The organism is Pseudomonas sp. R2-7-07 (assembly GCF_003852355.1).
Taxonomy (GTDB): Bacteria; Pseudomonadota; Gammaproteobacteria; order Pseudomonadales; family Pseudomonadaceae; genus Aquipseudomonas.
Window position 1 is genome coordinate 1,190,340 of the sequence record NZ_CP027759.1, and the last position, 24,093, is coordinate 1,214,432.

Annotated in this window: 20 protein-coding genes; 9 read left to right on the forward strand and 11 right to left on the reverse strand. The window is 62.2% G+C overall.

Annotation, left to right across the window (positions count from 1 at the left end):
* The first annotated feature begins 4 nt into the window (after window positions 1–4).
* From C4J86_RS05270 to lpxC, 4 genes are all read left to right on the forward strand, one after another.
* Window positions 5–874: a cell division protein FtsQ/DivIB gene (locus tag C4J86_RS05270; protein ID WP_124369689.1), complete on the forward strand. Its 870-nt coding sequence runs from the start codon at window positions 5–7 to the stop codon at window positions 872–874.
* A gap of 15 nt (window positions 875–889) precedes the next feature.
* Window positions 890–2,152: a cell division protein FtsA gene (ftsA, locus tag C4J86_RS05275; protein WP_057724626.1), complete on the forward strand. Its 1,263-nt coding sequence runs from the start codon at window positions 890–892 to the stop codon at window positions 2,150–2,152.
* 75 nt (window positions 2,153–2,227) lie between these two features.
* A complete protein-coding gene (gene ftsZ / locus C4J86_RS05280) occupies window positions 2,228–3,424 on the forward strand; it encodes a cell division protein FtsZ (protein ID WP_003216225.1) in 1,197 nt (398 codons plus the stop codon).
* Between the two features lie 112 nt (window positions 3,425–3,536).
* On the forward strand, window positions 3,537–4,448 hold the full coding sequence (gene lpxC / locus C4J86_RS05285) for a UDP-3-O-acyl-N-acetylglucosamine deacetylase (RefSeq protein ID WP_010565673.1): 912 nt from the start codon (window positions 3,537–3,539) through the stop codon (window positions 4,446–4,448).
* A 50-nt stretch (window positions 4,449–4,498) separates the two neighbouring features.
* Here lpxC and C4J86_RS05290 read toward each other — a convergent pair whose 3' ends face one another.
* The 6 genes from C4J86_RS05290 to C4J86_RS05315 form a co-directional block, all read right to left on the reverse strand.
* Entirely contained in the window at window positions 4,499–5,986 is a 1,488-nt protein-coding gene (locus C4J86_RS05290; protein ID WP_124369690.1) for a sensor domain-containing diguanylate cyclase, read from the reverse strand.
* 186 nt (window positions 5,987–6,172) lie between these two features.
* Window positions 6,173–7,495 carry an OprD family porin gene (locus tag C4J86_RS05295; protein WP_124369691.1) on the reverse strand — a complete coding sequence of 441 codons (1,323 nt, stop codon included), beginning with the start codon at window positions 7,493–7,495 and terminating at the stop codon, window positions 6,173–6,175.
* Between the two features lie 299 nt (window positions 7,496–7,794).
* The gene (locus tag C4J86_RS05300) at window positions 7,795–9,159 is read right to left on the reverse strand and encodes a heavy metal sensor histidine kinase (protein WP_124369692.1); all 1,365 of its coding nucleotides are present in this window, start codon (window positions 9,157–9,159) and stop codon (window positions 7,795–7,797) included.
* On the reverse strand, window positions 9,149–9,826 hold the full coding sequence (locus C4J86_RS05305; RefSeq protein ID WP_124361366.1) for a heavy metal response regulator transcription factor: 678 nt from the start codon (window positions 9,824–9,826) through the stop codon (window positions 9,149–9,151). The genes C4J86_RS05300 and C4J86_RS05305 overlap by 11 nt, the downstream gene beginning before the upstream one ends.
* A gap of 31 nt (window positions 9,827–9,857) precedes the next feature.
* A complete protein-coding gene (locus C4J86_RS05310; protein WP_124369693.1) occupies window positions 9,858–12,953 on the reverse strand; it encodes a multidrug efflux RND transporter permease subunit in 3,096 nt (1,031 codons plus the stop codon).
* Window positions 12,950–14,116 (reverse strand): efflux RND transporter periplasmic adaptor subunit, encoded by a 1,167-nt coding sequence (locus C4J86_RS05315; RefSeq protein ID WP_124369694.1) that lies wholly within the window; start codon window positions 14,114–14,116, stop codon window positions 12,950–12,952. The genes C4J86_RS05310 and C4J86_RS05315 overlap by 4 nt, the downstream gene beginning before the upstream one ends.
* 214 nt (window positions 14,117–14,330) lie before the next feature.
* Here C4J86_RS05315 and C4J86_RS05320 point away from each other — a divergent pair, with 214 nt between their 5' ends.
* Window positions 14,331–14,564, forward strand: coding sequence for a hypothetical protein (locus C4J86_RS05320; protein WP_124369695.1), 234 nt, complete (start codon window positions 14,331–14,333; stop codon window positions 14,562–14,564).
* 165 nt (window positions 14,565–14,729) lie between these two features.
* Window positions 14,730–15,539: a transporter substrate-binding domain-containing protein gene (locus tag C4J86_RS05325; protein WP_124369696.1), complete on the forward strand. Its 810-nt coding sequence runs from the start codon at window positions 14,730–14,732 to the stop codon at window positions 15,537–15,539.
* Here the strand turns inward: C4J86_RS05325 and C4J86_RS05330 are convergent.
* From C4J86_RS05330 to C4J86_RS05350, 5 genes are all read right to left on the reverse strand, one after another.
* Window positions 15,517–16,260, reverse strand: coding sequence for a YkgJ family cysteine cluster protein (locus tag C4J86_RS05330; protein WP_124369697.1), 744 nt, complete (start codon window positions 16,258–16,260; stop codon window positions 15,517–15,519). The genes C4J86_RS05325 and C4J86_RS05330 overlap by 23 nt on opposite strands.
* A gap of 108 nt (window positions 16,261–16,368) precedes the next feature.
* Window positions 16,369–16,851 (reverse strand): N-acetyltransferase, encoded by a 483-nt coding sequence (locus C4J86_RS05335; protein WP_124369698.1) that lies wholly within the window; start codon window positions 16,849–16,851, stop codon window positions 16,369–16,371.
* A gap of 3 nt (window positions 16,852–16,854) precedes the next feature.
* Complete coding sequence (locus C4J86_RS05340) at window positions 16,855–17,757, reverse strand: chemotaxis protein CheV (RefSeq protein ID WP_124369699.1); 903 nt, start codon at window positions 17,755–17,757, stop codon at window positions 16,855–16,857.
* Window positions 17,758–17,955: 198 nt separating this feature from the next.
* Window positions 17,956–18,930: a D-glycerate dehydrogenase gene (locus C4J86_RS05345; protein WP_124369700.1), complete on the reverse strand. Its 975-nt coding sequence runs from the start codon at window positions 18,928–18,930 to the stop codon at window positions 17,956–17,958.
* 120 nt (window positions 18,931–19,050) lie between these two features.
* Window positions 19,051–20,019, reverse strand: a complete 969-nt coding sequence (locus C4J86_RS05350) for a LysR family transcriptional regulator (RefSeq protein WP_124361375.1) — start codon at window positions 20,017–20,019, stop codon at window positions 19,051–19,053.
* Window positions 20,020–20,201: 182 nt separating this feature from the next.
* Between C4J86_RS05350 and C4J86_RS05355 the strand changes: the two genes are divergently transcribed.
* Genes C4J86_RS05355 through C4J86_RS05365 form a run of 3 tightly spaced genes read left to right on the forward strand, consistent with a single transcriptional unit; the run spans window position 20,202 to window position 24,091 of the window.
* Window positions 20,202–21,713, forward strand: coding sequence for an efflux transporter outer membrane subunit (locus tag C4J86_RS05355; protein WP_124369701.1), 1,512 nt, complete (start codon window positions 20,202–20,204; stop codon window positions 21,711–21,713).
* A 10-nt stretch (window positions 21,714–21,723) separates the two neighbouring features.
* Window positions 21,724–23,901, forward strand: a complete 2,178-nt coding sequence (locus C4J86_RS05360) for an FUSC family protein (RefSeq protein WP_124369702.1) — start codon at window positions 21,724–21,726, stop codon at window positions 23,899–23,901.
* A complete protein-coding gene (locus C4J86_RS05365) occupies window positions 23,891–24,091 on the forward strand; it encodes a DUF1656 domain-containing protein (protein WP_124361378.1) in 201 nt (66 codons plus the stop codon). The genes C4J86_RS05360 and C4J86_RS05365 overlap by 11 nt, the downstream gene beginning before the upstream one ends.
* Window positions 24,092–24,093: the final 2 nt, after the last annotated feature.

Genomic DNA, 24,093 nt, shown 5'->3' on the forward strand with positions numbered 1-24,093 from the left:
GCACATGAAAGGCGCATCGCTTCGTCATCAGCCCGCACAAGCACCGAGCCGCAAGCCGGTGCCACGGGGTGCCAGCCGCATGGTGGCCAAAGAGCCGATGTCGGCGCGCCTGCCCAAAGCCAACTTTGGTTTCATCAAGGCGCTGTTCTGGCCGGTGTTGCTGGTGGTACTGGGCTTTGGCACCTACGAAGGGGCGCAGCGCCTGTTGCCGTATGCCGATCGGCCGATCACCAAGATCAGCGTGCAGGGCGACTTGAGCTACATCAGCCAGCAAGCGGTGCAGCAGCGCATCAGCCCGTTCCTGGCGGCGAGCTTCTTTACCATTGACCTGGCCGGCATGCGCGCGGAGCTGGAACAGATGCCGTGGATCGCCCACGCCGAAGTCCGCCGCGTATGGCCGGACCAGGTAACGATCCGCCTGGAAGAACAGCTGCCCGTGGCCCGCTGGGGCGATGGTGCGCTGTTGAACAACCAGGGCCAGGCATTTGCGCCGCGTGAAGTAGCGAACTATGAGCACCTGCCGCAGCTGTTCGGGCCGCAGCGGGCGCAACAGCAAGTGATGCAGCAGTACCAGGCCTTGAGCCAGATGCTGCGGCCACTGGGCTTCTCCATCGCACGCCTGGAATTGCGTGAGCGGGGCAGCTGGTTTCTGACGACCGGGGCAGGCAGTTCCGGCCCGGGCATCGAGTTGTTGCTGGGACGCGACCGCTTGGTGGAAAAGATGCGCCGCTTTATTGCCATCTATGAAAAAACCTTGAAAGAACAGATTACGAACATTGCGAGCGTCGACCTGCGTTACGCCAACGGCCTGGCCGTCGGTTGGCGTGTACCGGTAGCGCCCACGGCAGCACAACCCGCTGTCGCGAAGAATTAAGAAGAGGCAGGACCCATGGCAAACGTGCAAAGCGGCAAAATGATCGTCGGTCTCGATATCGGCACCTCCAAGGTGGTGGCGCTGGTGGGCGAGGTCGGTGAAGACGGCACGATCGAAATCGTCGGTATTGGCACGCATCCGTCCCGGGGCCTGAAGAAGGGCGTGGTGGTGAACATCGAGTCCACCGTGCAATCGATCCAGCGCGCCATCGAAGAAGCGCAGCTGATGGCCGGTTGCCGGATTCACTCGGCGTTCGTCGGCGTGGCCGGCAACCACATCCGCAGCCTGAACTCCCACGGCATCGTGGCGATCCGCGACCGTGAAGTCAGTGCGGCCGACCTTGAGCGCGTCCTCGACGCCGCCCAGGCCGTGGCGATCCCGGCTGACCAGCGCGTGTTGCACACCTTGCCCCAGGACTACGTGATCGATAACCAGGAGGGCGTTCGCGAGCCACTGGGCATGTCGGGCGTGCGTCTGGAAGCCAAGGTCCACGTAGTGACCTGCGCCGTCAACGCCGCGCAGAACATTGAAAAATGCGTGCGTCGCTGCGGCCTGGAAATCGACGACATCATTCTTGAGCAGTTGGCGTCGGCCTACTCGGTGCTGACCGACGACGAAAAAGAACTGGGCGTGTGCCTGGTGGACATCGGCGGCGGCACCACCGATATCGCGATCTTCACCGAGGGTGCGATCCGTCACACCGCCGTGATCCCGATTGCCGGCGACCAGGTAACCAACGACATCGCCATGGCGTTGCGCACACCGACCCAGTACGCCGAAGAAATCAAGATCCGTTACGCCTGCGCCCTGGCCAAGCTGGCCGGTGCCGGTGAAACCATCAAGGTGCCAAGCGTCGGCGACCGTCCACCGCGCGAGCTGTCGCGCCAGGCCCTGGCCGAAGTGGTCGAGCCGCGCTACGACGAGCTGTTCACCCTGATCCAGGCCGAATTGCGCCGCAGCGGCTACGAAGATCTGATCCCGGCCGGCATCGTGCTGACCGGTGGCACCTCGAAAATGGAAGGCGCGGTCGAACTGGCCGAAGAGATCTTCCACATGCCGGTGCGCCTGGGCGTGCCCCATGGCGTCAAAGGCCTCGGCGACGTGGTGCGCAACCCGATTTATTCCACCGGTGTGGGCTTGCTGTTGTACGGGCTGCAAAAGCAGACCGATGGCATTTCCCTGTCGGGCCCGAGCATCCGTGACAGCTACCGCAGCGATGACGAAGCGAAAGCGCCGTTGTTCGAGCGGCTGCAGGCTTGGGTAAAAGGCAATTTCTGAAGATTTACCGCGACACCGCAACACCCGTAATAAGCAGTAGGCGAAAAAACTAGAGAAAACGAAAGGAGAGGGAACATGTTTGAACTCGTAGACAACATCCCCGCTAGCCCGGTTATCAAAGTAATCGGTGTCGGCGGTGGCGGCGGCAACGCTGTCAACCATATGGTCAAGAGCAACATTGAAGGCGTTGAATTCATCTGCGCCAACACTGATGCCCAGGCGCTGAAAAGCATCGGCGCGCGGACCATCCTGCAATTGGGCACAGCCGTGACCAAGGGCCTCGGCGCTGGCGCCAATCCGGAAGTCGGCCGTCAAGCCGCCCTGGAAGACCGCGAGCGTATTGCCGAAGTGCTGCAAGGCACCAACATGGTGTTCATCACCACCGGCATGGGCGGCGGTACCGGTACCGGTGCAGCGCCGATCATTGCCGAAGTGGCCAAGGAAATGGGGATTCTGACCGTCGCTGTTGTGACCCGTCCGTTCCCGTTCGAAGGCCGCAAGCGCATGCAGATCGCCGACGAAGGCATCCGTCTGCTGTCTGAAAGCGTCGACTCGTTGATCACCATTCCCAACGAGAAGCTGCTGACCATCCTGGGCAAGGACGCCAGCCTGCTGTCCGCGTTCGCCAAGGCTGACGATGTACTGGCCGGTGCCGTTCGCGGTATCTCCGACATCATCAAGCGTCCCGGCATGATCAACGTCGACTTTGCCGACGTGCGTACCGTGATGAGCGAAATGGGCATGGCGATGATGGGTACCGGCTGCGCCAGCGGTCCGAACCGTGCGCGCGAAGCTACCGAAGCGGCCATCCGCAACCCGCTGCTGGAAGACGTGAACCTGCAAGGTGCGCGCGGCATCCTGGTGAATATCACCGCAGGTCCTGACCTGTCCCTGGGTGAGTACTCCGACGTGGGTAGCATCATCGAAGCCTTCGCGTCCGAGCACGCCATGGTCAAGGTCGGCACCGTTATCGACCCGGACATGCGCGACGAACTGCACGTGACCGTGGTTGCGACCGGCCTGGGTGCAAAAATCGAGAAGCCTGTAAAGGTCATCGACAATACCGTCCATACCAGCCACGCCAGCCAGCAAGCGGCCGCTCCAGCGCCTTCGCGCCAGGAACTGCCGTCGGTGAACTACCGTGACCTGGACCGTCCGACCGTGATGCGCAACCAGGCTCAGGCCGGTGCTGCGGCGTCCCGTAGCCCGAATCCGCAAGACGATCTGGACTACCTGGACATCCCGGCATTCCTGCGTCGTCAGGCCGATTAATGGAATGTATCAGGGCTATGAAGGTGATTGGTGTTCAGCAAAGGTCTGGTCTGCTATTATCGCCAGCCTTTGTTGATACCAGTTCGCAATTTGCGCTGAAGCGGTCCAAGCCATGATTAAACAACGCACCCTGAAGAATATTATTCGTGCCACAGGTGTAGGTCTGCACTCCGGGGAAAAGGTATACCTGACCCTCAAGCCTGCACCTGTCGACACCGGCATCGTGTTTGTGCGTGCCGACCTGGACCCTGTGGTGCAGATACCTGCTCGCGCGGAAAACGTTGGCGAAACCACTATGTCGACCACATTGGTCAACGGTGACGTCAAAGTGGACACGGTGGAGCACTTGCTCTCGGCCATGGCCGGTTTGGGCATCGATAACGCCTACGTCGAGCTCTCCGCGTCCGAAGTCCCGATCATGGATGGCAGCGCTGGACCCTTCGTATTCCTGATTCAATCTGCCGGCCTGGAAGAACAGGACGCAGCCAAGAAGTTCATTCGCATTCTGCGGGAAGTGACAGTAGAAGACGGCGACAAGCGCGCCACCTTCGTCCCGTTCGAAGGCTTTAAAGTGAGCTTTGAGATCGATTTCGATCACCCGGTATTCCGTGACCGCATCCAAAGTGCAAGCGTGGATTTTTCCAGCACTTCGTTCGTAAAAGAAGTCAGCCGCGCCCGTACCTTTGGTTTCATGAGTGACATCGAGTACCTGCGCAAGCACAACCTCGCACTCGGCGGCAGCGTTGAAAACGCCATTGTGGTCGACGCGGATGGTGTACTGAACGAAGACGGCCTTCGCTATGAAGACGAATTCGTGAAGCACAAGATCCTCGATGCAATCGGTGACCTCTACCTGCTGGGCAATAGCCTGATAGGCGAGTTCAAAGGCTTCAAGTCGGGCCACGCCCTTAACAACCAGCTGCTGCGCAAGTTGATTGAGCAGACAGACGCTTGGGAAGTCGTGACCTTCGAAGATGCCAGCACCGCACCGATCTCTTACATGCGTCCCGTTGCGGCGGTGTAAGTAACAACTCTCTTCTTTAGTTTTAAAGGCTGCCTTCGGGTGGCCTTTTTTTATGTCCCGGCGTTGATCGTCCGATTGCGGCCACTGTGCTTGGCCTCATACAACGCCTGGTCGGCCCTGAGTAGCAAGTCCTCTAGGGACAGGCCGCTGCGCTTTTCCCAGGTACTCATGCCGATGCTCACGGTAATCGGCTGCTCGTCCCATGCCGGCCGTGGCAGGTGCTCAACACCATTGCGGATATGCTCGGCGATCACCCAAGCGCCCTTGGCGTCGGTATCGGGCAGCACCACCGCGAATTCTTCACCGCCGTAACGTGCCGCCAGGTCGGCCGGGCGGCGGATACTGCTGTCGATCACCTGTGCCACCGTGCGCAGCGCATCGTCGCCGCCCTGGTGGCCGTGGCGGTCGTTGAAGGCCTTGAAGTGGTCCACGTCGATCATCAGCACCGTCAACGGCTCGGTTGAACGTTGCGCGCGATCCCATTCCAGACGCAGGCGTTCGTCGAGAGTGCGGCGGTTGGCCAGGCCAGTGAGGGCATCGGTACCTGCCAGTTCTGACAGCACCTGCTCGGCCCGGTGGCGCCGTCGCAGCTCCATGCACAGGGCCCAGGTCAGCCACAACAGGCCAATGCACAGCACCCCGGTCGCGAGGCTGACCAGCCACGCCGCCCTTCGCCATGGCGCGAACACTTCATCGCTGGCCAACGCCACCGCGACAATCAGCGGTAATTCGCCCACGTTCGAGAAACTGTAGAGCCGAGGCTGCTGGTCGAGGCTGGAGACGCTGTGGAAAGTGCCGTCTCGCTCGCGCAGCATGCGCGCCACATTGGGCCGCTGGCTCAGGTCCTTGTTGATGATATCCACTTCCAGCAACGGCTCTTGCGCCAGCAGGATGCCCTGGTGGTTGAGCAGGTTGATGGTGCTGTCGCTGCCGATATTCAGGCTGCTGAACAGTTGGTGGAAGTACGACAGACGCATGGAGGCGACAGCCACACCCAGGAAGCGCCCGTCCGACGACGAAACGCGGCGGCTAAATGCAATGCGCCACGGGTCATCGCATTCGCAGCGGGCCCTGAACGGGCGACTGATATACAGCCCGATGTCGGGATTGGCGCGATGAACCTGGAAATAGTCGCGGTCGGCGAAGTTGCCGGCCTTGGGCGTGAGCAGGGACGAGTCGGCAATCACCTCGCCGCTCGGGCCCAGCAACAGGATGTCGCCCTTGTACGGCGCTGTGGCGGAGCGGTCGAACAGCACCAGGTGCCGAATGCTCGCGGACACGCCCTGCAGGTCAGTGCGCTCGGTCGCGGCGATCAGGCCTTTGAGGGCCATGTCATAGAGCTCGACGTTGCGTAGCACATCGGCATCAATCAACTGGGTAATGGTAGTGGCGGTGCGCTTGGCGGTCTGCAAGGTGTTGGCGTGTTCGCGATTCAACAGTGCGGTGACGATTCCCACGATCAGCAACACCGTGAGGGTGCTGCTCAGGATCAGCAGGCGTTCCGGGCGGCGGGTAGGGCGGGCAAGGCTTGAACTCATCGGGCGTACTTCTGCTCTGAGGATGCCTTTAGCGTAGTAGCTACTCTGGAAATGGCGCAGAAGCAAAATGTGGGAGGGGGCTTGCTCCCGATGGCGGCGAATCAGTCAAAGTATTATTGACTGACACTCCGCCATCGGGAGCAAGCCCCCTCCCACATTGGGCCTTCATTGTTATTCAGATTGGGGTTAGAACACGTTGATTGGGTAGTCGACGATCACGCGGTACTCATCCACATCCCGATCCACCGCCGCGTAGCCATTGCCGCCACGGTTGGTCGCCCATTGCAGGCGTACCGCCAGGTTCTTGGCCTTGCCGCCCTGCACCACGTATTTCAGGTCGATATCGCGCTCCCAGTGCCTGGCGTTCTTGCCGTCGGCGCTGTACCAGCTGCTGTAGCCCCGGCTGTTCGGGTCTACCGTGGTCAGGTCGGTCTTGCCGCTGATATACGACACGGCGGATGTCAGGCCGGGCAGGCCGAGACCGGCGAAGTCGTAGGCGTACTTGAGCTTCCACGAACGCTCGTTGGGGCCGTTGAAGTCCGAGTATTGCTGGGAGTTGTCCAGGTACACGCTGTCACCCTGGGTAATGTAGTCGAACGGCGTGTTGCCGTTGACCCGCTGGTAGGCGGCGGTAACGCTGTGGTTGCCCACGCCCAGGGTCATATGCAGGCTGTAGGTGTTGTTGTCGATAGCACCCAGCAGTGCCTGGCCGGTGTCCTGGGTGTGGTAGTAATGCAGGCCGGGGGTCAGGCTGACCAGGTCGTTCAGTGCATAGGTGTACTCGAGGTCGTAGTAGTACTGGTGCCACACGTCCTTGAGTTCAGCGGCGTACAGGTTGCTGGTCAACCCGGGGATGCCGTTGAACGCTACACCAGCCCAGTTCAGGTGCTGGGCGTCGGCGTTGGCCGGCAATGCGCCGTAGCTGGTGCCGATGCGCCGTTGGCCGCTCTGGTTGTAGAGCTTGGTGAAGCTGGCCTGGCCGCCTTCGAACATCCAGCCGTCGAGGCTGTGGTTGGCCAGGCTCACGCCGCGAAACGTCTGCGGCAGCATGCGGGTCATGCCGCCGGCGATCACCGGGTTGTTGAGGAACAGGTCGCCGGCCTTCAGCTCGGTATCGAACGCGCGCAGTTTCAAGGTGCCGCCAGCGGTGGAGAACGTGCCGGGCGCCTTGCCGTTGCCGCTGCCGTACGGAAGGATGCTGGAACCGTCGGTGCCACCGCCGCCGTCGAGCTTGAGACCGAGCATGGCGTTTAGGTCCAGGCCGAAGCCTACGGTGCCTTGGGTGTAGCCGGAGGTGAAGGTACCGATAAAGCCCTGGCCCCATTCCTTGCTGTCATCGGTATGTAGGTCGCGACGGTCGCGATTCATGTAGTAGTTGCGGGTGTCGATCGTGAGGTGCGAACCCTCGACGAAACCCTCGGTGGGCGTGGCGTCTGCCCCGTGGGCAAGGGGAGTGATCGTTGCTGCGATGGCGAGGAATAACGGGGTGAGTGTCAGCGAGTTCTTCACCGGTGGAGCTCCTTTGATCAATCATGAACGGCCAGTGTCGTGGGGTGTGCCTGGCCTTTTTTACGGCAAAAAAAAGCCGCTGAAGTCAGCGGCTTTAAGACAGATTCCCAGTGTAGAGCCCTGGAAATAAGTCGAGGGAAATTCGGGTGAGGGTTCGGCTGTCTTTACCGTCGCGCTCATCGATGCGTCAAAGTAACGCAGGCGAGCGGTGCGATACAGAGTGTAACAAGATAATGACTGTTGCCCAAATCGTAACAGTTGGCTTGAGGCTGTGCACAGTCAAGGGTGGGAGGGGCGTGTCAGACGGGCAGGGTGATGCCGAAGGTATTGCCGCCGCCTTCGCTGCGCACGAACACATCCCCTCCATGCATCAACGCAATCGCCTTGACGATAGCCAGCCCCAACCCGTGATTGGCCCCGCTGTTGCTGCGCGACGCATCCACCCGATAGAAACGTTCGAACAGTCGAGGCAGGTGCTCGCTGGCAATCACCTCGCCTGGGTTGGTCACGCCGATCGTTACCTGATGCTCCAGCACATCGATGTTCACGTCGATGACCTGCCCAGGCGCGGTGTGCTGCACCGCATTGCTCAACAGGTTGATCAGTGCGCGGCGCAGGTGGGCTTTTTCGATATGCACTTGGGCGTCGCCCTGTACCCGCACCTGAACCTGGGCATCTTCGAAGATAAAATCCAGGTAGTCGAGGGTGGTGGCGACTTCATCGGCCAGGGAGCTTTCAATCAGCTTGGTGGCCTTGCTGCCCTGGTCGGCACTGGCGAGGAACAGCATGTCGTTGATAATCGAGCGCAGCCGTTCCAACTCTTCCAGGTTCGATTGCAGCACCTCGAAATAATGCTCGGCCGAACGCCCGCGCGTCAGCGCGACCTGGGTCTGGCCGATCAGGTTGGTCAGCGGCGAGCGCAGTTCATGGGCCACGTCGGCATTGAAGGATTCGAGGCGCGAGTAGGCGAGTTCGACGCGGTCGAGAGTGGCGTTGAACGAGTTGACGAACTGGCTCAGTTCCGGCGGCAGCGGTGACAGTTGCAGGCGCCCGGAGAGTTTGGGCGGCGCGAGTTTCTGTGCTTCGTCCGAGAGTTTTTCCAGTGGCTTGAGGCCGATGCGCGACACCCAGAAGCCCAGCAACGAAGCCATCACCACGCCGACCAGCGCCAGGCTGATCAGCGCTACCAGCAGATGATGCTGGGTGGCGCGGAAATTCTCTGTGTCGATGGCGATCATGAAGCGCAGCGGTGGGCGTTGATCCTTGGCGGCAAACTGGCTCACCAGCACCTTGAACGGGTAATCGTGGCCGGGCAGGTGCAGGTCGCGTTTACCGGTCGGGCCCTGGGCAAAGGCGCGAATCTGCGCATCCGGTTCACCGTATTCGTAACTTGGGTCGCTGCTGACCACCCAGAAGCGAATGCGCTTGTCTTCCTCCCCCAGCAGCTTGAGCTTGGCCTTGATCTTGACCCAATGCTCGGGCGTGCCGAAGCGGTTCACCGAGGATTCGAGCACGCTGTAGCGCGCATCCAGCTCGGCCCCCGGCAACAGCCCCAGGCCGCGATCCACTTGCTGGTACAGCGCGCCGCCGATCAGCACGAAGATCAGCAGCGCCACCAGGGTGAACATCCCGCTCAGGCGCAGGGCGATGGAGTTAGTCGGCACTGCGGTTCTCCAGCACGTAGCCCATGCCACGAATGGTGTGCAGCAGCTTGTGCTCGAACGGCCCATCGAGTTTGGCGCGCAGGCGCTTGATCGCCACTTCGACCACGTTGGCGTCGCTGTCGAAATTGATGTCCCAGACCATCTCGGCAATCGCCGTCTTGGACAGGATTTCGCCCTGGCGCCGCGCCAATACGCTGAGCAACGAGAACTCCTTGGCGGTCAGGTCCAGGCGCACACCGTTGCGACTGGCCTTGCGGCTGATCAGGTCGATCCACAGGTCGGCAACCGTCACCTGCACCGGCTCATGGCCGCCACTACGGCGGGTCAACGCCTGCAGGCGCGCCACCAGTTCCAGGAAGGAAAACGGCTTGCCCAGGTAGTCGTCGGCGCCTTCGCGCAGGCCACGGATGCGGTCTTCCACGCGCTCGCGGGCGGTGAGCATGATCACCGGTGTCTGTTTGCGTGCGCGTAAAGCACGCAATACGCCAAACCCGTCGAGCGCCGGCAGCATCACGTCGAGCACGATCACCGCGTAGTCGTTCTCCAGCGCCAGGTGCAACCCCTCGACGCCTTCGCGCGCCACATCGACGGTGTAACCTTGCTCCGTCAGGCCGCGGTGCAGGTAGTCCGCGGTTTTTTCTTCATCTTCAATAATCAGGACGCGCATCAGCCTTTTGTTCCAGGGCGGGGCCTTGGCCTCAGTGTGTGGTCGCCAGCTCGATCGCTGGTTTGGGCCTGTGGAAAAGTCGTTCAAGGTACAAGTATATGACCGGCGTGGTGAACAGCGTCAGCGCCTGGCTCACCAGCAAGCCGCCGACCACGGCGATGCCCAATGGCTGGCGCAATTCCGCGCCAGGGCCTGAGCCGAGCATCAACGGCACCGCGCCAAGCAGGGCGGCGAGAGTGGTCATGATGATCGGCCGGAACCGCGTGACGCAGGCTTCGTAGATCGCGTCCTCAGGCGCCAGGCCGCGTACGCGCTGGGCCTCCAGGGCGAAGTCGATCATCAGGATGCCATTTTTCTTGACGATGCCGATCAGCAGCACCAGGCCGATCAAGGCCATGATCGAAAAGTCCTGGCCCAGCAGCCACAGCATGATCAACGCGCCCAGGCCCGCCGAGGGCAAGGTAGAAATGATCGTCAGCGGGTGCACGAAACTCTCGTACAACACGCCCAGGATAATGTAGACCGCGACCAGTGCCGCGAGGATCAGCCACGGCTGGCTGGCCAGCGAGCTCTGGAAGGCCTGGGCCGCGCCCTGGAAATTACCGATGATCGTACTGGGCATGCCGATGTCGTTCTTGGCCTGGTTGAGCATGATCACCGCATCGCCCAGCGCCACGCCGGGAGCCAGGTTGAACGACAGGTTGGCGGCCGGGAACATGCCGTCGTGGCTGATGGACAACGGCCCCACGCTCGGTGGGTCGACCCTGGCCAGCGCCGACAGTGGCACCATCTCGTTGGTCAGCGGCGAGCGCAGGTAAAAATAGTTCAGGCTCTCGGCCTTGCCGCGCTGTTGGCGGTCCAGTTCCAGCACCACCTGGTACTGGTTGATCTCGGTCTGGTATTCGTTGATCTGGCGCTGGCCGAACGCGTCGTACAGCGCCTGGTCGACGTCGGTGGCGGTCAGGCCGAAACGCGCCGCGGCCTGGCGGTCGATGGTGATGTGGGTGATGCTGCCGCCCAATTGCAGGTCGTTGGACAGGTCCCGAAAGGCCGGGTTGCTGCGCAGTTTTTCGGTGAGGCGCTGGGTCCAGGTGTTCAGGGTCGGGCCGTCGTTGCTCTTGAGTACGTATTGGTACTGGGCGCGGCTGGGGCCGGAGCTCAAGTTGATATCCTGGCCGGCGCGCAAGTACAGGACGATGCCCGGCACCTTCGCCAGTTGCGGGCGGATGCGGTCGATGAACTGGCTGGCCGACACATCGCGATCACCCCGGTCTTTCAAGGCGATCCAGAAGCGCCCGTTGGCGATGGTCTGGTTGCTGCCGGTCACACCCACCGAGTGGGAAAAGGCTTGCACCGCCGGGTCGGCCTTGACGATGTCGGCCAGTGCCTTGTGCTTGGCGACCATGTCCGGGTACGACACATCGGCTGCCGCCTCGCTGGTGCCCAGCACGAAACCGGTGTCTTGCACCGGGAAGAAGCCCTTGGGGATAAACACATAGCCGACCACGGCCAGGGCCAGGGTCACCACGAAGATCGCCGCCATGCTGCGTTGATGGGCCAGGGCACGCCGCAGGTTGCGCGCATAGCCGGCCAGCAGGCGCTCGCTGAAGGTGGGTTTGGCATGGGCGTGATGGGTTGGCGCACGCATGAACAGTGCGGCGAGGGTGGGCGCCAGGGTCAGCGAAACCACCACCGAAATGAGGATGGTCGAGGTGGCCGTCAGCGCAAATTCCTTGAACAGCCGCCCGACCACGCCGCCCATGAACAGCAGTGGAATAAACGCCGCCACCAGCGAGAAGCTGATGGACACCACGGTAAAGCCGATTTCGCCGGAGCCTTTGATCGCGGCTTCGCGCTTGCCCAGGCCGGCCTCCAGATGACGGTGGATGTTTTCCACCACCACGATCGCATCGTCCACCACAAAGCCCACGGCAATCACGATGGCGACCAGGGTCAGGTTGTTCAAGCTGAAGCCCATCACATACATCAGCGCGAAACTGGCCACCAGCGATACACCGAGCACTGCAGACACAATCAACGTCGCCGACAGCTGGCGCAGGAACAGCGCCATCACCGCCACCACCAGCAGGATCGCGATCAACAGGGTCATTTCCACTTCATGCAACGAGGCGCGGATAGTTTTGGTGCGGTCGGTCAGTACGCTGACCTGCACCGAGGCCGGCAGCATGGCTTCCAGGCGTGGCAGTGCTTGCTGGATGCGGTCGACCGTGTCGACGATATTCGCCCCCGGCTGGCGCGAAATCACCAGGTTGACCCCCGGTGTATCGCCGGACCAGGCCTGCACGTAGGCGTTTTCCGAACCGTTGACGACTTTGGCGATATCCCGCAGTTGCACGGGTGCGCCGTTCTTGTAGGACACGATCAACTGACCGTAATCGTCGGGGTGAAACAGTTGATCGTTGGTCGACAGGGTCGACACGCTGTTGGCCCCGTAAATCGCGCCTTTGGCCAGGTTCAGGCTCGATTGCTGGATGGCCAGGCGGATGTCCGCGAGCGTCAAGCCGACTGCCGCGAGCTTGTCGGGCGAGGCCTGCACACGAATCGCCGGGCGCTGCTGGCCAGTGATGTTGATCTGGCCGACACCGTCGATCTGGCTGATCTGACGCGCCAGCAGGGTTTCCACGTAGTCGCTCAGTTCGGTGCTCGGCATGCTCGCGGAGCTGACGCTGAGGATCAGTACCGGGCTGTCGGCCGGGTTGACCTTCTTCCAGGTCGGCAGGCTCGGCATATCGCTGGGCAGCTTGCCGGAGGCGGTATTGATCGCGGCCTGCACTTCCTGGGCGGCGGTGTCGATGCTTTTGTCCAGAGTGAATTGCAGGGTCAAGAGGCTTGAGCCCAAGGCGCTGCTGGAGGTCATCTGGGTCATGCCGGGGATGGCGCTGAATTGCACCTCGAGCGGCGTCGCCACCGATGAGGCCATGGTGTCCGGGCTGGCGCCGGGCAATTGCGCAGTGACCTGGATCGTCGGAAATTCCGCTTCCGGCAGTGGCGCAACGGCCAGCCGGGGGAAGGCAATGATCCCCAGCAGCACCAAGGCAAATGTCAGCAGCAGGGTGGCGACCGGGTGATCGACGCACCAGGCCGAAGGCGAGCGGCTGCCGCTCATGGCTGCACCTTGGCGTCGACGGTCTGGATCACCTGCGGCGGCTCCTTGAGCACTTGCACCTGGGCGCCCGCCTTGAGCCGCGACTGGCCATCGCTGACCAGCACGTCCCCGGCCTGCACGCCCTTGATGATGTTCAGCTCGCTGTTCTGGTAGGTGACTTGCACGGGCACCACCTCCACCTGCTCACCGTTGAGCCGGTACACGAAATGTGAGTCCAGGCCACGCTGCACCACCGTCGGCGGCACTACCAGGGCGTTCCTGTCGACGGCGGTCTGGATCTTGATGGTCACCAGTTGCCCCGGCCACAGCTTCTGTGTGCCATTCGGGAACTCGGCCTTGGCGCGCAGGGTGCCGGTGGTGGAACTGATCTGGTTGTCAATCAGGCTCAAGTGGCCTTCCCCCAGCAGGTCGCCGGTGTGGCCGTCGGTATCGGCCCCCAGGTAGGCATCGACGCTGGCTTTTTGCGGGGCGGCGATCAGGCCTTGCAAGGTCGGCAACATCTGCTGCGGCAGGGAAAACTCAACCGCGATCGGGTCGATCTGGGTGACCGAGAACAAGCCTTGGGTATCGCTCATGCGCAGGAAGTTGCCTTCATCCACCGTGCGAATACCAACCCGACCACTGACGGGGGAACGAATCTGGGTGTAGGAAAGTTGTACTTGAGCCGAATCAATCGCCGCCTGGTTGCCCTGCACGGTGGCCTTGAGCTGGTTCACCAGGGCTTGTTGCTGGTCGTAGGTCTGCTTCGATACGCCGTCGTCGATACTCAGTTCCTTGTAGCGCTTGAGGTTGACCTGCGCCACTTGCAGCTGCGCCTGGCTTTCCCCCAGCTGGGCCTTGGCCTGGTCGAGGCTGGCGCGGATCGAGCGGTCATCGATGGTCGCCAGCAGGTCGCCGGCCTTTACCTGTTGGCCTTCCTTGACCAGCAACCGGGTGAGGATGCCGTCGATCTGCGGGCGGATCACCACGCTGTGCAACGACAACACGGTGCCAATGCCGCTGACGAACCGCGGGACATCCTCTTGCGCCACGCTTACCACGCGCACGGGAATGGCGCTGGGTGCCGCCAGCCGGGCCTTGGCGGGCCGAGTCAAGGTCCAGGCTGCCAGCGCCAGGACCAGAAGGGCGCCCACCAGCAGGGCCGTGTTTCGTTTTGTGGGCATAGAGGTGGCGCCAGGCAAAGGATTGGAAACGTGGAATGACCGTTATAGCCTTTTGATCGGGTCAGCAGAGTGACGGCTATCTGACAGCGCTGTCAGTTAAGCGGCGACCATTCGTACGACGACGCTTAAAGATCCGGGGCGCGCAGGTATACTGCGCGCCACTGTGGCCCGCTTGCCGGGCCCGCTTCATCTTTTGCGCACCTCGGAGCACCCCATGACTTCCCCGATCCAACCCGCCGTTGAAGCGGTCGACCTCGTCGATTCGGTCGATGCCGACGGCGTTGAAAAAGCCGAAATCCCGGCGTTCAAGTTCCCTTTCAACCCGGGTGAACTGGCCGGGGCCAAGCAGGCCGCCCAGCCCTGGTACAAAGGTGGCGCGAAGAATGGCCATACCAAAACGCCAGGCATGGCGCCGCCGGGTACGCGTCGTTCGATGGGTAAACGTTGAGAGTAATGCGCATATTCGCCGTATAGGCAGTTGCCTACAACTCGCGTCGATATTTCTTATTGTAGGTCCGCGACCGTTTCTTGAAAGCTTGCGCAGCATCGCCTTGCCCTGATCATTTGTATCGGGACATGGCGACGCAGCTCTCTCCGGAAAAGGACGTTTCCCGTGGCTTTGATACATCTCTGTGTGGCGCTTGCCCTCCTGTTATCGGTGGAGGCCGTGGCCGCCGCCGAGCCGCCGCGACGCGAAATCCGCTTCGCTGTCGCGGCGCATTTTCCCCCCTTTCAAAGCCGTAATCCGCAAGGGCAATTGGTGGGGCTCAATATCGAATTGGGTAACGCCCTGTGCGTGCAGCTCAATGTGCATTGCACCTGGGTCGACCAGATCGTCATGGAAAACTTCCCCGCCCTCGATGCCCGGCAATTTGACGCGATCATGGGGATGGCACCGACCGTGAGTCGACAGCAGAGAGTCAATTTCAGCGATGACCTCTACCCGATCACCACCTGGCTGGTGGCCCGCAGAAACTCTGGCCTGAGCCCACACAAGCGGTTACTCAAGGGCAAGCGGGTCGGAGTGTTGGTCAGGAGCAATCGCGAAGCCTTTGCCCGGTCGCAGTGGGCGCCGGCCGGTGTGATCATCGAGAGCTATTGGCTCAATGACCAACTGGTGCGCGGCCTGGTTGCAGGCGAGATCGATGCGACGCTGCAGGGGGCGGTGGAAATCCGAGAGGCCTTGCTCGATACGCCTGAAGGCATGGATTTCGATTTCATGGGCCCGCCGGTATCGTCTGACCTGTTGGGCAACAGTGTCGCGATTGCACTGCGCAAAACCGATACCGTGTTGCGTACCGAACTCAACCATGCCCTTGAGCAACTCAAGCAGAACGGCGAGTACCAGCGCATCCTCCAGCCCTACCGCCTCGACACCGCGCCCGTTAACCCGTCGAGCCTCAAGCCGCCCGCAACGGGATAAACGCGTAATTGGCCGGCACTTCGGTAGCAATCTGCGCGCCGGCATCCAGCAGTTGTTCGGCAATATCCATCCCGGAGACGTGAAACACCCACTCGTTGGCCGTGATCGGCTGGTCAGTTGCCAACGCAATGGCTTGGGCAAACGCATTCATATCCGGCAAATACGCCGTGAACCCGTCGCCCTTGAGTGCGGTGGTACGAATCCCCAGCAAGGCACACACGGCCTCCTTGGTTTGCACATCGTCACGGTCGGCCTGGCGTGAACGGCGGATCAGTTCAGCCAGTTCAGCATCCATCAATTCCCCGCCCACGATCAACGCCGGCCCCTGTTCCCAGGATTCCGGCGGGCAATCCTTGGCGCTCGGGTTCAGCGGGATGTGCGGATTGATCTCCATCGGATAGATCCGGCACACCAGCGGACGTCGTTCATAGATGCCGCAGCGATTGTCTTCGTCAAGATTCCGACAGCGCCCGGCGTTGTAGGCCGCAAAGGTGATCGCCACGAATGCCTGGGTATTGCCGCTGGGCACCACCACTGAACGGCGTTCGGCATGTTCACGCTGCTGCTGGGGCAAACCCAGGCCGCTGGCGAGAAAACCTTCTACCAGAACAATGACATTGCCGCCGTCCGCCGCCCACTGCCGGGCTTCGTCGAGGGTCAGGGGTACGTGGTGATCGGAGCAGCATTTGCCGCAACCTACGCAGGAAAAGTGAGTGTTCATGGCGGATCTTTCACCGGGCAAGGTCAGAGGGCAAGCATGGGCGGTGACGGGTTTTTACCTCTATCCACCGCTTGGGCTCTCTGGAAGCAAGTTATGCGCCAGTGCACCTCAGTCCTCAGGAACCACGTCGCGCAGGACGAACCGCATGCCTGCACTTTCATACAGCTGCCGCGCGCGCAGATTGCTCTCCAGCACCTTGAGGTCCACATAGGGTTCGCCACGCTGCTTGAAAACGTGGAAGGCATGCAGCAGCAAAGCTCGGCCAAGCCCCTGGCCCTGGGCGCAGGGGTGTATCGAGAGGTTCTTGATAAAGGCACTGGTCCAGCATTGCGCCACGCCGAGAATGCCCTCGGCGTTACTGGCTACCAGGCACAACGAGGGGTCGAACTCGGCATCGGCAACGAATTGCTGGCGCCATTGCTCAAGGCCCGCGACACGGCCACCGCCCTGGTCCTGGGTCATGCGCAATACCGCGTGAATCGCCGGGGCCAGTTCATCGCGATAGTGATCCAGCTGGGTAGTGGCCGGCCACTGCGGCGCCGGCAGGCTGCCGGTCAGGTCGCGTCGCAGCAGTTGGAAATACTCAGCCAAGGCTTACAAACCCTTTTGCGCCACGGTTTGCGCAGCCACCACCAGGCACTTGGTCAGCTCGGGGGAGGAAAACTTGGTCAGCACCGCATCGGCGCCGGCCAGGCGCGCTTTTTCACTGTTCATCGCGCTGTCCAGGGAGGTGTGCAGCAGCACATAGAGCTGCTGGAAGTCCGGGGTTTCGCGCAGGGTGCGGGTGAGGGCATAACCGTCCATCTCGGACATTTCGATGTCCGACACCACCACATTGATTTGCTCGCCCGTGCCTTGCAGCTCCAGCAGCACATCGATGGCCTCCTTGGCGCTGCGCGCGGTGTGACAGGTCAGCCCGAGGTTGCGCAGCGTATGCACCGATTGCTGCAGCGCCACTTGGCTGTCGTCCACCACCAGGATGCGTGCATGGCCGAGGACTTCGGCTTCTTCCATGGTCAGGTCGGTCGGTGCGGCTTCTATCGGCGCCGGGGCGATGCCATGGATGACTTTTTCGATATCCAGCACCTGCACCAGGCCGCCTTCCACCTGGGTCACCCCGGTGATGAATGCGCGATTGCCGCCGGAGCCATAGGGCGGTGGGCGGATATCGGTGGTCAGGCAATGCACGATCTTGCTCACCGCCTGCACATGCAAGCCCTGCTTGGAACGGCTGACATCGGTGACGATCAGGCAGCCGCCGTTCGGGTCCTGCAACGGCATCTCGCCCAGGGCGCGGCTCAAGTCGATCACCGCCAACGAGTTACCGCGCAACGTGGCGATGCCTTTAACGTGGGGGTGCGACTCCGGCAGCTTGGTCAGCGGAGGGCAGGGGATGATTTCGCTGACTTTCAGCAGGTTGATCGCCATCAGCTTGCCGCTGCGCAAGGTAAAGAGCAGAAGCGAAAGTGAGTCTGCGCGGGCTTTGGTGGTGGGCATAAAAACCTTCTGTGGATCAGGGGTGGCGATCTATGGAAGGTTATCGACCCTCTCACGAAAAACTAAAGGTGTGACCTGTGGCGAGGGAGCTTGCTCCCGCTGGGCTGCGAAGCGGCCCCAAAAAGCCTGGGAGCGCTACGCACTCCAGCGCGAGCAAGCTCGCTCGCCACAACAAGCGCGTTCCAACAGGGCGGGGTGTCAGCCTTTCCACACTTGTGGGTTCACCAGGTCCTGCGGGCGTTGGCCGAGCAGGGCGCTGCGCAGGTTGTCGAGCGCGCGGTTGGCCATGGCTTCGCGGGTTTCATGGGTCGCCGAACCGATATGCGGCAGCGTCACCGCGTTGCTCAACTGGAACAGGGGCGACTCGGCCAGCGGTTCCTTTTCATACACATCCAGCCCGGCGCCACGAATGCGCTGGGTCTGCAGGGCCTGGATCAGCGCGGGCTCGTCCACCACCGGGCCACGGGAGATGTTGATCAGGATCGCACTGGACTTCATCAGTGCCAGCTCCCGGCTGCTGATCAGGTGACGGGTCTTGTCGCTTAGCGGCACCACCAGGCAAACGAAATCCGCTTCGGCCAGCAACTGGTCCAGGCTGCGAAACTGTGCGCCCAGCTCTTGTTCCAGTGCGCTCTTGCGGCTGTTGCCGCTGTACAGGATCGGCATATTGAAGCCCAGTCGCCCACGCCGGGCCACGGCCGCGCCGATATTGCCCATGCCGACGATGCCCAGGGTCTTGCCGTGTACATCGCAGCCAAACAACGGGGCGCCAACGCTGGCTTTCCACTGGCCGGCCTTGGTCCAGGCGTCCAGTTCGGCCACGCGGCGTGCGCTGCTCATCAACAGGGCGAAGGCCAGGTCGGCGGTGCTTTCGGTGAGCACGTCGGGGGTATTGGTGAGCATGATCCCGCGCTCGTTGAAGTAGGCGACATCGTAGTTGTCGTAGCCCACCGACACACTGGACACCACCTCCAGCCGACGCGCGCCTTCAAGCTGTTCGCGGCCGAGCTTGCGGCCAACGCCGATCAGACCGTGGGCATGGGGCAGGGCTTCGTTGAATTGGGCGTTGATGTCCCCCTGCTTGGGGTTGGGCGCAATCACCTCGAAATCCTGTTGCAGGCGTTCGATCATTTGCGGGGTGACACGGCTGAAGGCAAGGACAGTCTTTTTCATGGCAGGCGGGCTCATCGACTACGGAAGAATGCCAAGCAACCTAACATATTGTCAGGACCCCGTTGAACCATGTGGGAGGGCAAGCCCCCTCCCACAAGGTTCTTTATTGTCTGCCAGGAATCAGTTGGCCAAACGCGCACCGCTCAAGGTGCCGCTCAACTCGTATGCCACCAATTCCGCTTGATGAGCCGCGAGAATCTCCGGCAGCGAACCGCGCAAGTATTCCACCCAGGTCTTGATCTTCGCATCCAGGTATTGGCGCGACGGGTAGATGGCGTACAGGTTCAGCTCCTGGGAACGGTAGTTGGGCATTACCCGCACCAGCGTGCCGTTACGCAAACCTTCTATCGCGGCATACACCGGCAGCAGGCCGACGCCCATGCCGCTGGTGATCGCGGTTTTCATCGCGTCGGCCGAGTTGACCAAAAACGGCGAGCTGTTCACCGCAACGCTTTCCTGGCCTTCGGGCCCGTTGAAGGTCCATTTATCCAGCTGGATTACCGGGCTGACCAGACGCAGGCAGGCGTGATTGAGCAAATCCTGGGGCCGTTGTGCGCAGCCCTTGGCCTTGACGTACTCCGGCGAGGCGCAGGCGATGCTGTAGGTGATGCCCAGGCGTTGCGAGACGAAACCGGAATCGGGCAGTTCGCTGGCCAGCACGATGGACACGTCATAGCCCTCATCGAGCAGGTCCGGCACGCGGTTGGCGAGCGTCAGGTCGAAGGTCACGTCGGGGTGGGTGCGGCGGTAGCGGGCAATCGCGTCGATCACGAAGTGCTGGCCGATACCGGTCATGGTGTGCACTTTCAATTGCCCGGCGGGACGCGCATGGGCGTCGCTGGCTTCCGCCTCGGCTTCCTCGACGTAGGCGAGGATCTGCTCGCAGCGCAGCAAATAGCGCTTACCGGCCTCGGTCAGCGCGATGCGGCGAGTGGTGCGGTTGAGCAAGCGGGTTTGCAGGTGGGCCTCAAGGTTTGAGACCGCGCGCGAGACGTTGGCGGTGGTGGTGTCCAGCTGCGCGGCGGCGGCGGTGAAGCTGCCGGCCTCTGCAACGCAACTGAACGCGCGCATGTTTTGCAAAGTGTCCATGGGGTGTTCTCAAGGGAGATGGCAAATTGTGACAGAAAGTTGCGCCGTCCAGTGATCCCTACCAACGGATTATCGCCTTAACGGTAACAAAGATTCACAGGAATGACAGCTTATCGGCGCTCATCGCGGGCCCTAGAATTGCGCCACCTCTCCCCGTAACACCCTCTCAGGAATTCGTCAGCGTGCCGCGTTGCATCAGCAGAGAGCTGAAGACTCTCAGTGTTTGGGCCTTTACGCTCGCCATCAGCGGCTGTATCGGAACCGCAGGAATCGGCCCCCAGAGCAAATCCTTGAATGCAAACGAGCTGGCCACGGACGAAGCGATCCAGAACACCGCCAGCGACGCCCACTGGCCCACCGCCCGATGGTGGCAGGCCTACGGCGATCCGCAACTGAACCGCTGGGTCGAACTTGCCACGCAAAACAATCCGAGCATGGCCATGGCCGCCGCACGGGTGCGTGAAGCGCGCGCCATGGCCGGGTTGGCGGAGTCTGCCGAGTCCGTGCAGATCGACAGCGACACCACCCTCAAACGCCACAACTGGCCGAAGGACCAGTTCTACGGCCCCGGCGAATTGAGCGGTGCGAACACCTGGGATAACAATTCATCCCTGGGCTTGAGTTACGCACTCGACCTGTGGGGCCGCGAAAGCAACGCCACCGAGCGTGCCGTCGACCTGGCTCATATGAACGTCGCCCAAGCGCGCCAGGCCCAGCTCGAGCTGCAGAACAACGTGGTGCGTGCCTATATTCAGTTGTCGCTGCATTACGCCGATCGTGACATCGTCGCCGCCACCTTGGCCCAGCAACAGCAGATGCTGGAGCTGGCCAACAAACGCCTGGACGCCGGGATCGGCACGCACTTCGACGTCAGCCAGGCCGAGACCCCGCTGCCGGAAACCCACCGTCAGTTGGACGCGCTCGATGAGGAAATCGCCCTGAGCCGCAACCAGCTGGCGGCGCTGGCCGGCAAAGGTCCGGGGGAGGGCGCCCGGTTGCGGCGCCCCAGCCTGTCGCTGGCCGCTGCGTTGAAACTACCTTCGAATTTGCCTGCGCAATTGCTCGGCCAGCGACCGGATGTGGTCGCCAGTCGCTGGCAGGTGGCGGCGCAGGCGCGTGGCATCGATGTCGCCCATGCAGGTTTCTACCCCAACGTCGATCTGGTCGGCAGCCTCGGTTTCATGGCCACCGGTGGCGGCATGCTGGAGTTCCTTGCGGGCAGCAAATTCAATTACAACGTCGGCCCGGCCATTACCCTGCCGATCTTCGACGGTGGGCGCCTGCGTGCGCAGCTGGGGCAAGCCAGCGCCGGTTATGACATCGCCGTGGCGCATTACAACCAGACCCTGGTCAATGCGCTCAAGGGCATCAGTGACCAACTGATCCGTCGCGAGTCCATGGACAAGCAGGCCGCGTTTGCCGCGCAATCGGTGGCGTCGGCGCAGAAAACCTACGACATCGCGATCATCGCCTATCAACGCGGCCTCACCGACTACCTCAATGTGCTGAATGCCCAGACCCTGCTGTTTCGCCAGCAGCAGATAGCGCAACACGTACAGGCCGCACGCCTGAGTGCTCACGCCGAACTGGTGACTGCCTTGGGCGGTGGCCTCGGTGCCGACGACGATGTACCGCGCAACGACAAGACCCTCCCCGGCAAGCCCCCCGCGGCGCTGGCCGTGTTCGATCACTGAGTAGATGGCCATGATTCCCTTGCCTGCACCCCTGCGCTGGCTGCACGCCCTTGAGTGGCGCCGTGGTTTTTTCGACTGGGCGCGCAGCGATGGCGTGACCTGGGTGTATATCTTCAAGGTGCTGCTCGCTGCGTTCCTCACGCTGTGGCTGGCGATGCGCCTGGAACTGCCGCAGCCGCGCACCGCGATGATCACGGTGTTTATCGTGATGCAACCGCAGAGCGGCCAGGTATTCGCCAAGAGTTTTTACCGCTTTCTCGGCACCTTGGCCGGGTCGGCGGTGATGGTGTTGCTGATCGCGTTGTTTGCGCAGAACACCGAACTGTTCCTCGGCGCCCTGGCCATCTGGGTGGGTATCTGCACCGCCGGTGCGACGCGTAACCGTAACTTTCGCGCCTACGGGTTTGTGCTCGCCGGCTACACGGCGGCGATGGTCGGCTTGCCGGCGCTGGCCCACCCGGACGGCGCCTTTATGGCGGCGGTGTGGCGCGTGCTGGAGATTTCCCTGGGGATTCTCTGCTCGACGCTGGTCAGCGCCGCGATACTGCCGCAGACCTCCAGCGCCGCGATGCGCAATGCGCTGTATCAACGCTTTGGGGTGTTCGCGCTGTTCGTCACCGACGGTCTGCGCGGTCGCAGTCAGCGTGAAGGCTTTGAAAGCACCAACGTGCGCTTTATCGCCGAGGCAGTGGGCTTGGAAGGTTTGCGCAGCGTCACCGTGTTCGAAGACCCGCACATGCGCCGGCGCAACGGCCGGCTCAATCGTCTCAACAGCGAGTTCATGAGCATCACCACGCGCTTCAACGCCTTGCACCAGTTGCTGGCGCGGTTGCGCGCCGACGCAGCCGATCATGTGGTGGCGGCGATCAAGCCCGGCCTGCAGGACCTGGCCGAAGTGCTCGACGGGTTTTCCGGCCAGGCGCTGACCAGCCCCGACGCGGCACGGTTGGTCAACTTGCTCGGTGCCTATAAGGACAGCTTGCCTGCCAAGGTGCGCAGCCTGCGCGCCGGCTTCCAGCAAAGTGCCCCCACCGAAGCCGAACAACTGGATTTTCATACCGCCTACGAGCTGCTGTACCGCTTCGTCGACGACCTGCACAGCTATGCGCAAACCCATGCGTCCCTGGCCGATCACCGCCACGCGCGGGAAGACTGGGACCAGGCCTATACGCCGAAAACCAACTGGCTGGCCTGCGCCGCCGCCGGGATACGCGCCTCGTTCATCCTGGTCGTCCTCGGCAGTTATTGGGTAGCCACGGCCTGGCCCAGCGGCGCCACCATGACCTTGATCGCGGCCGCCACCGTCGGCCTGTCCGCCGCCACGCCCAATCCCAAGCGCATGGCCTTCCAGATGGCCTGCGGCACCATGATTGGTGCGCTGGTGGGCTTCGTCGAAATGTTCTTCGTGTTTCCCTTGATCGATGGCTTCGCGCTGCTGTGCGTGATGCTGGCGCCGGTGATCATTTTCGGCGCCTTTCTCGCCTCACGCCCGCAGTACGCCGGGGTCGGCGTGGGCCTGCTGATCTTCTTCAGCACCGGCTCGGTGCCGGATAACCTGACGCTCTACAACCCTTACAGCTTTATCAACGACTACATCGCCATGGTCATCGGCATGCTGGTGTGCGCGGCGGCCGGGGCAATCATCCTGCCGCCCAATAGCCGCTGGCTGTGGCGTCGCCTCGAGCAAGACCTGCGCGAGCAAGTGGTGTACGCGATCAGCGGCAAGCTCAAGGGCCTGGCGTCGAGTTTCGAAAGCCGCACCCGTGACCTGCTGCACCAGGCCTATGGCCTCGCCGCCGGCCAGCCGCAGGTGCAACGCGAGCTGCTGCGCTGGATGTTCGTGGTGCTGGAGGTCGGCCACGCGATCATCGAATTGCGCAAGGAACAGGCGATCCTGCCGGTGCACCCGGCGTACGCCGAATCCCAGCCCTGGCGCCAGGCGATCCGCGTGATGGGGCGCTCGCTGGTGCGGCTGTTCCTGCAGCCCAGCGCCAGCAACCTGGAGCGCGGGCTGATCGCCGTCGACCATGCGATCAGCCGCGTGCAGGCCACCGATGAACCGTTCGCACCGCACTTCGACACCTCGGCCCTGCGCCGCGTGAAAAGCTACCTGCACTTTATCCGCACCTCGTTGTTGGACCCGCAATCGCCGCTGGCGGCCCTTAAAGGACATTCGAATGCCCCGTGAAATAGCCTTCCACGGCCTCTACATGCCGAGCATGACCCTGATGTTCCTGATCGCGGCTGTGCTGGCCTGGGCCCTGGACCGTTTCCTGGCCGGATTCGACCTGTACCGGTTTTTCTGGCACCCGGCGTTGCTGCGCCTGAGCCTGTTCGTTTGCCTGTTCGGCGCCCTGGCGCTGAGCGTCTACCGTTGAGA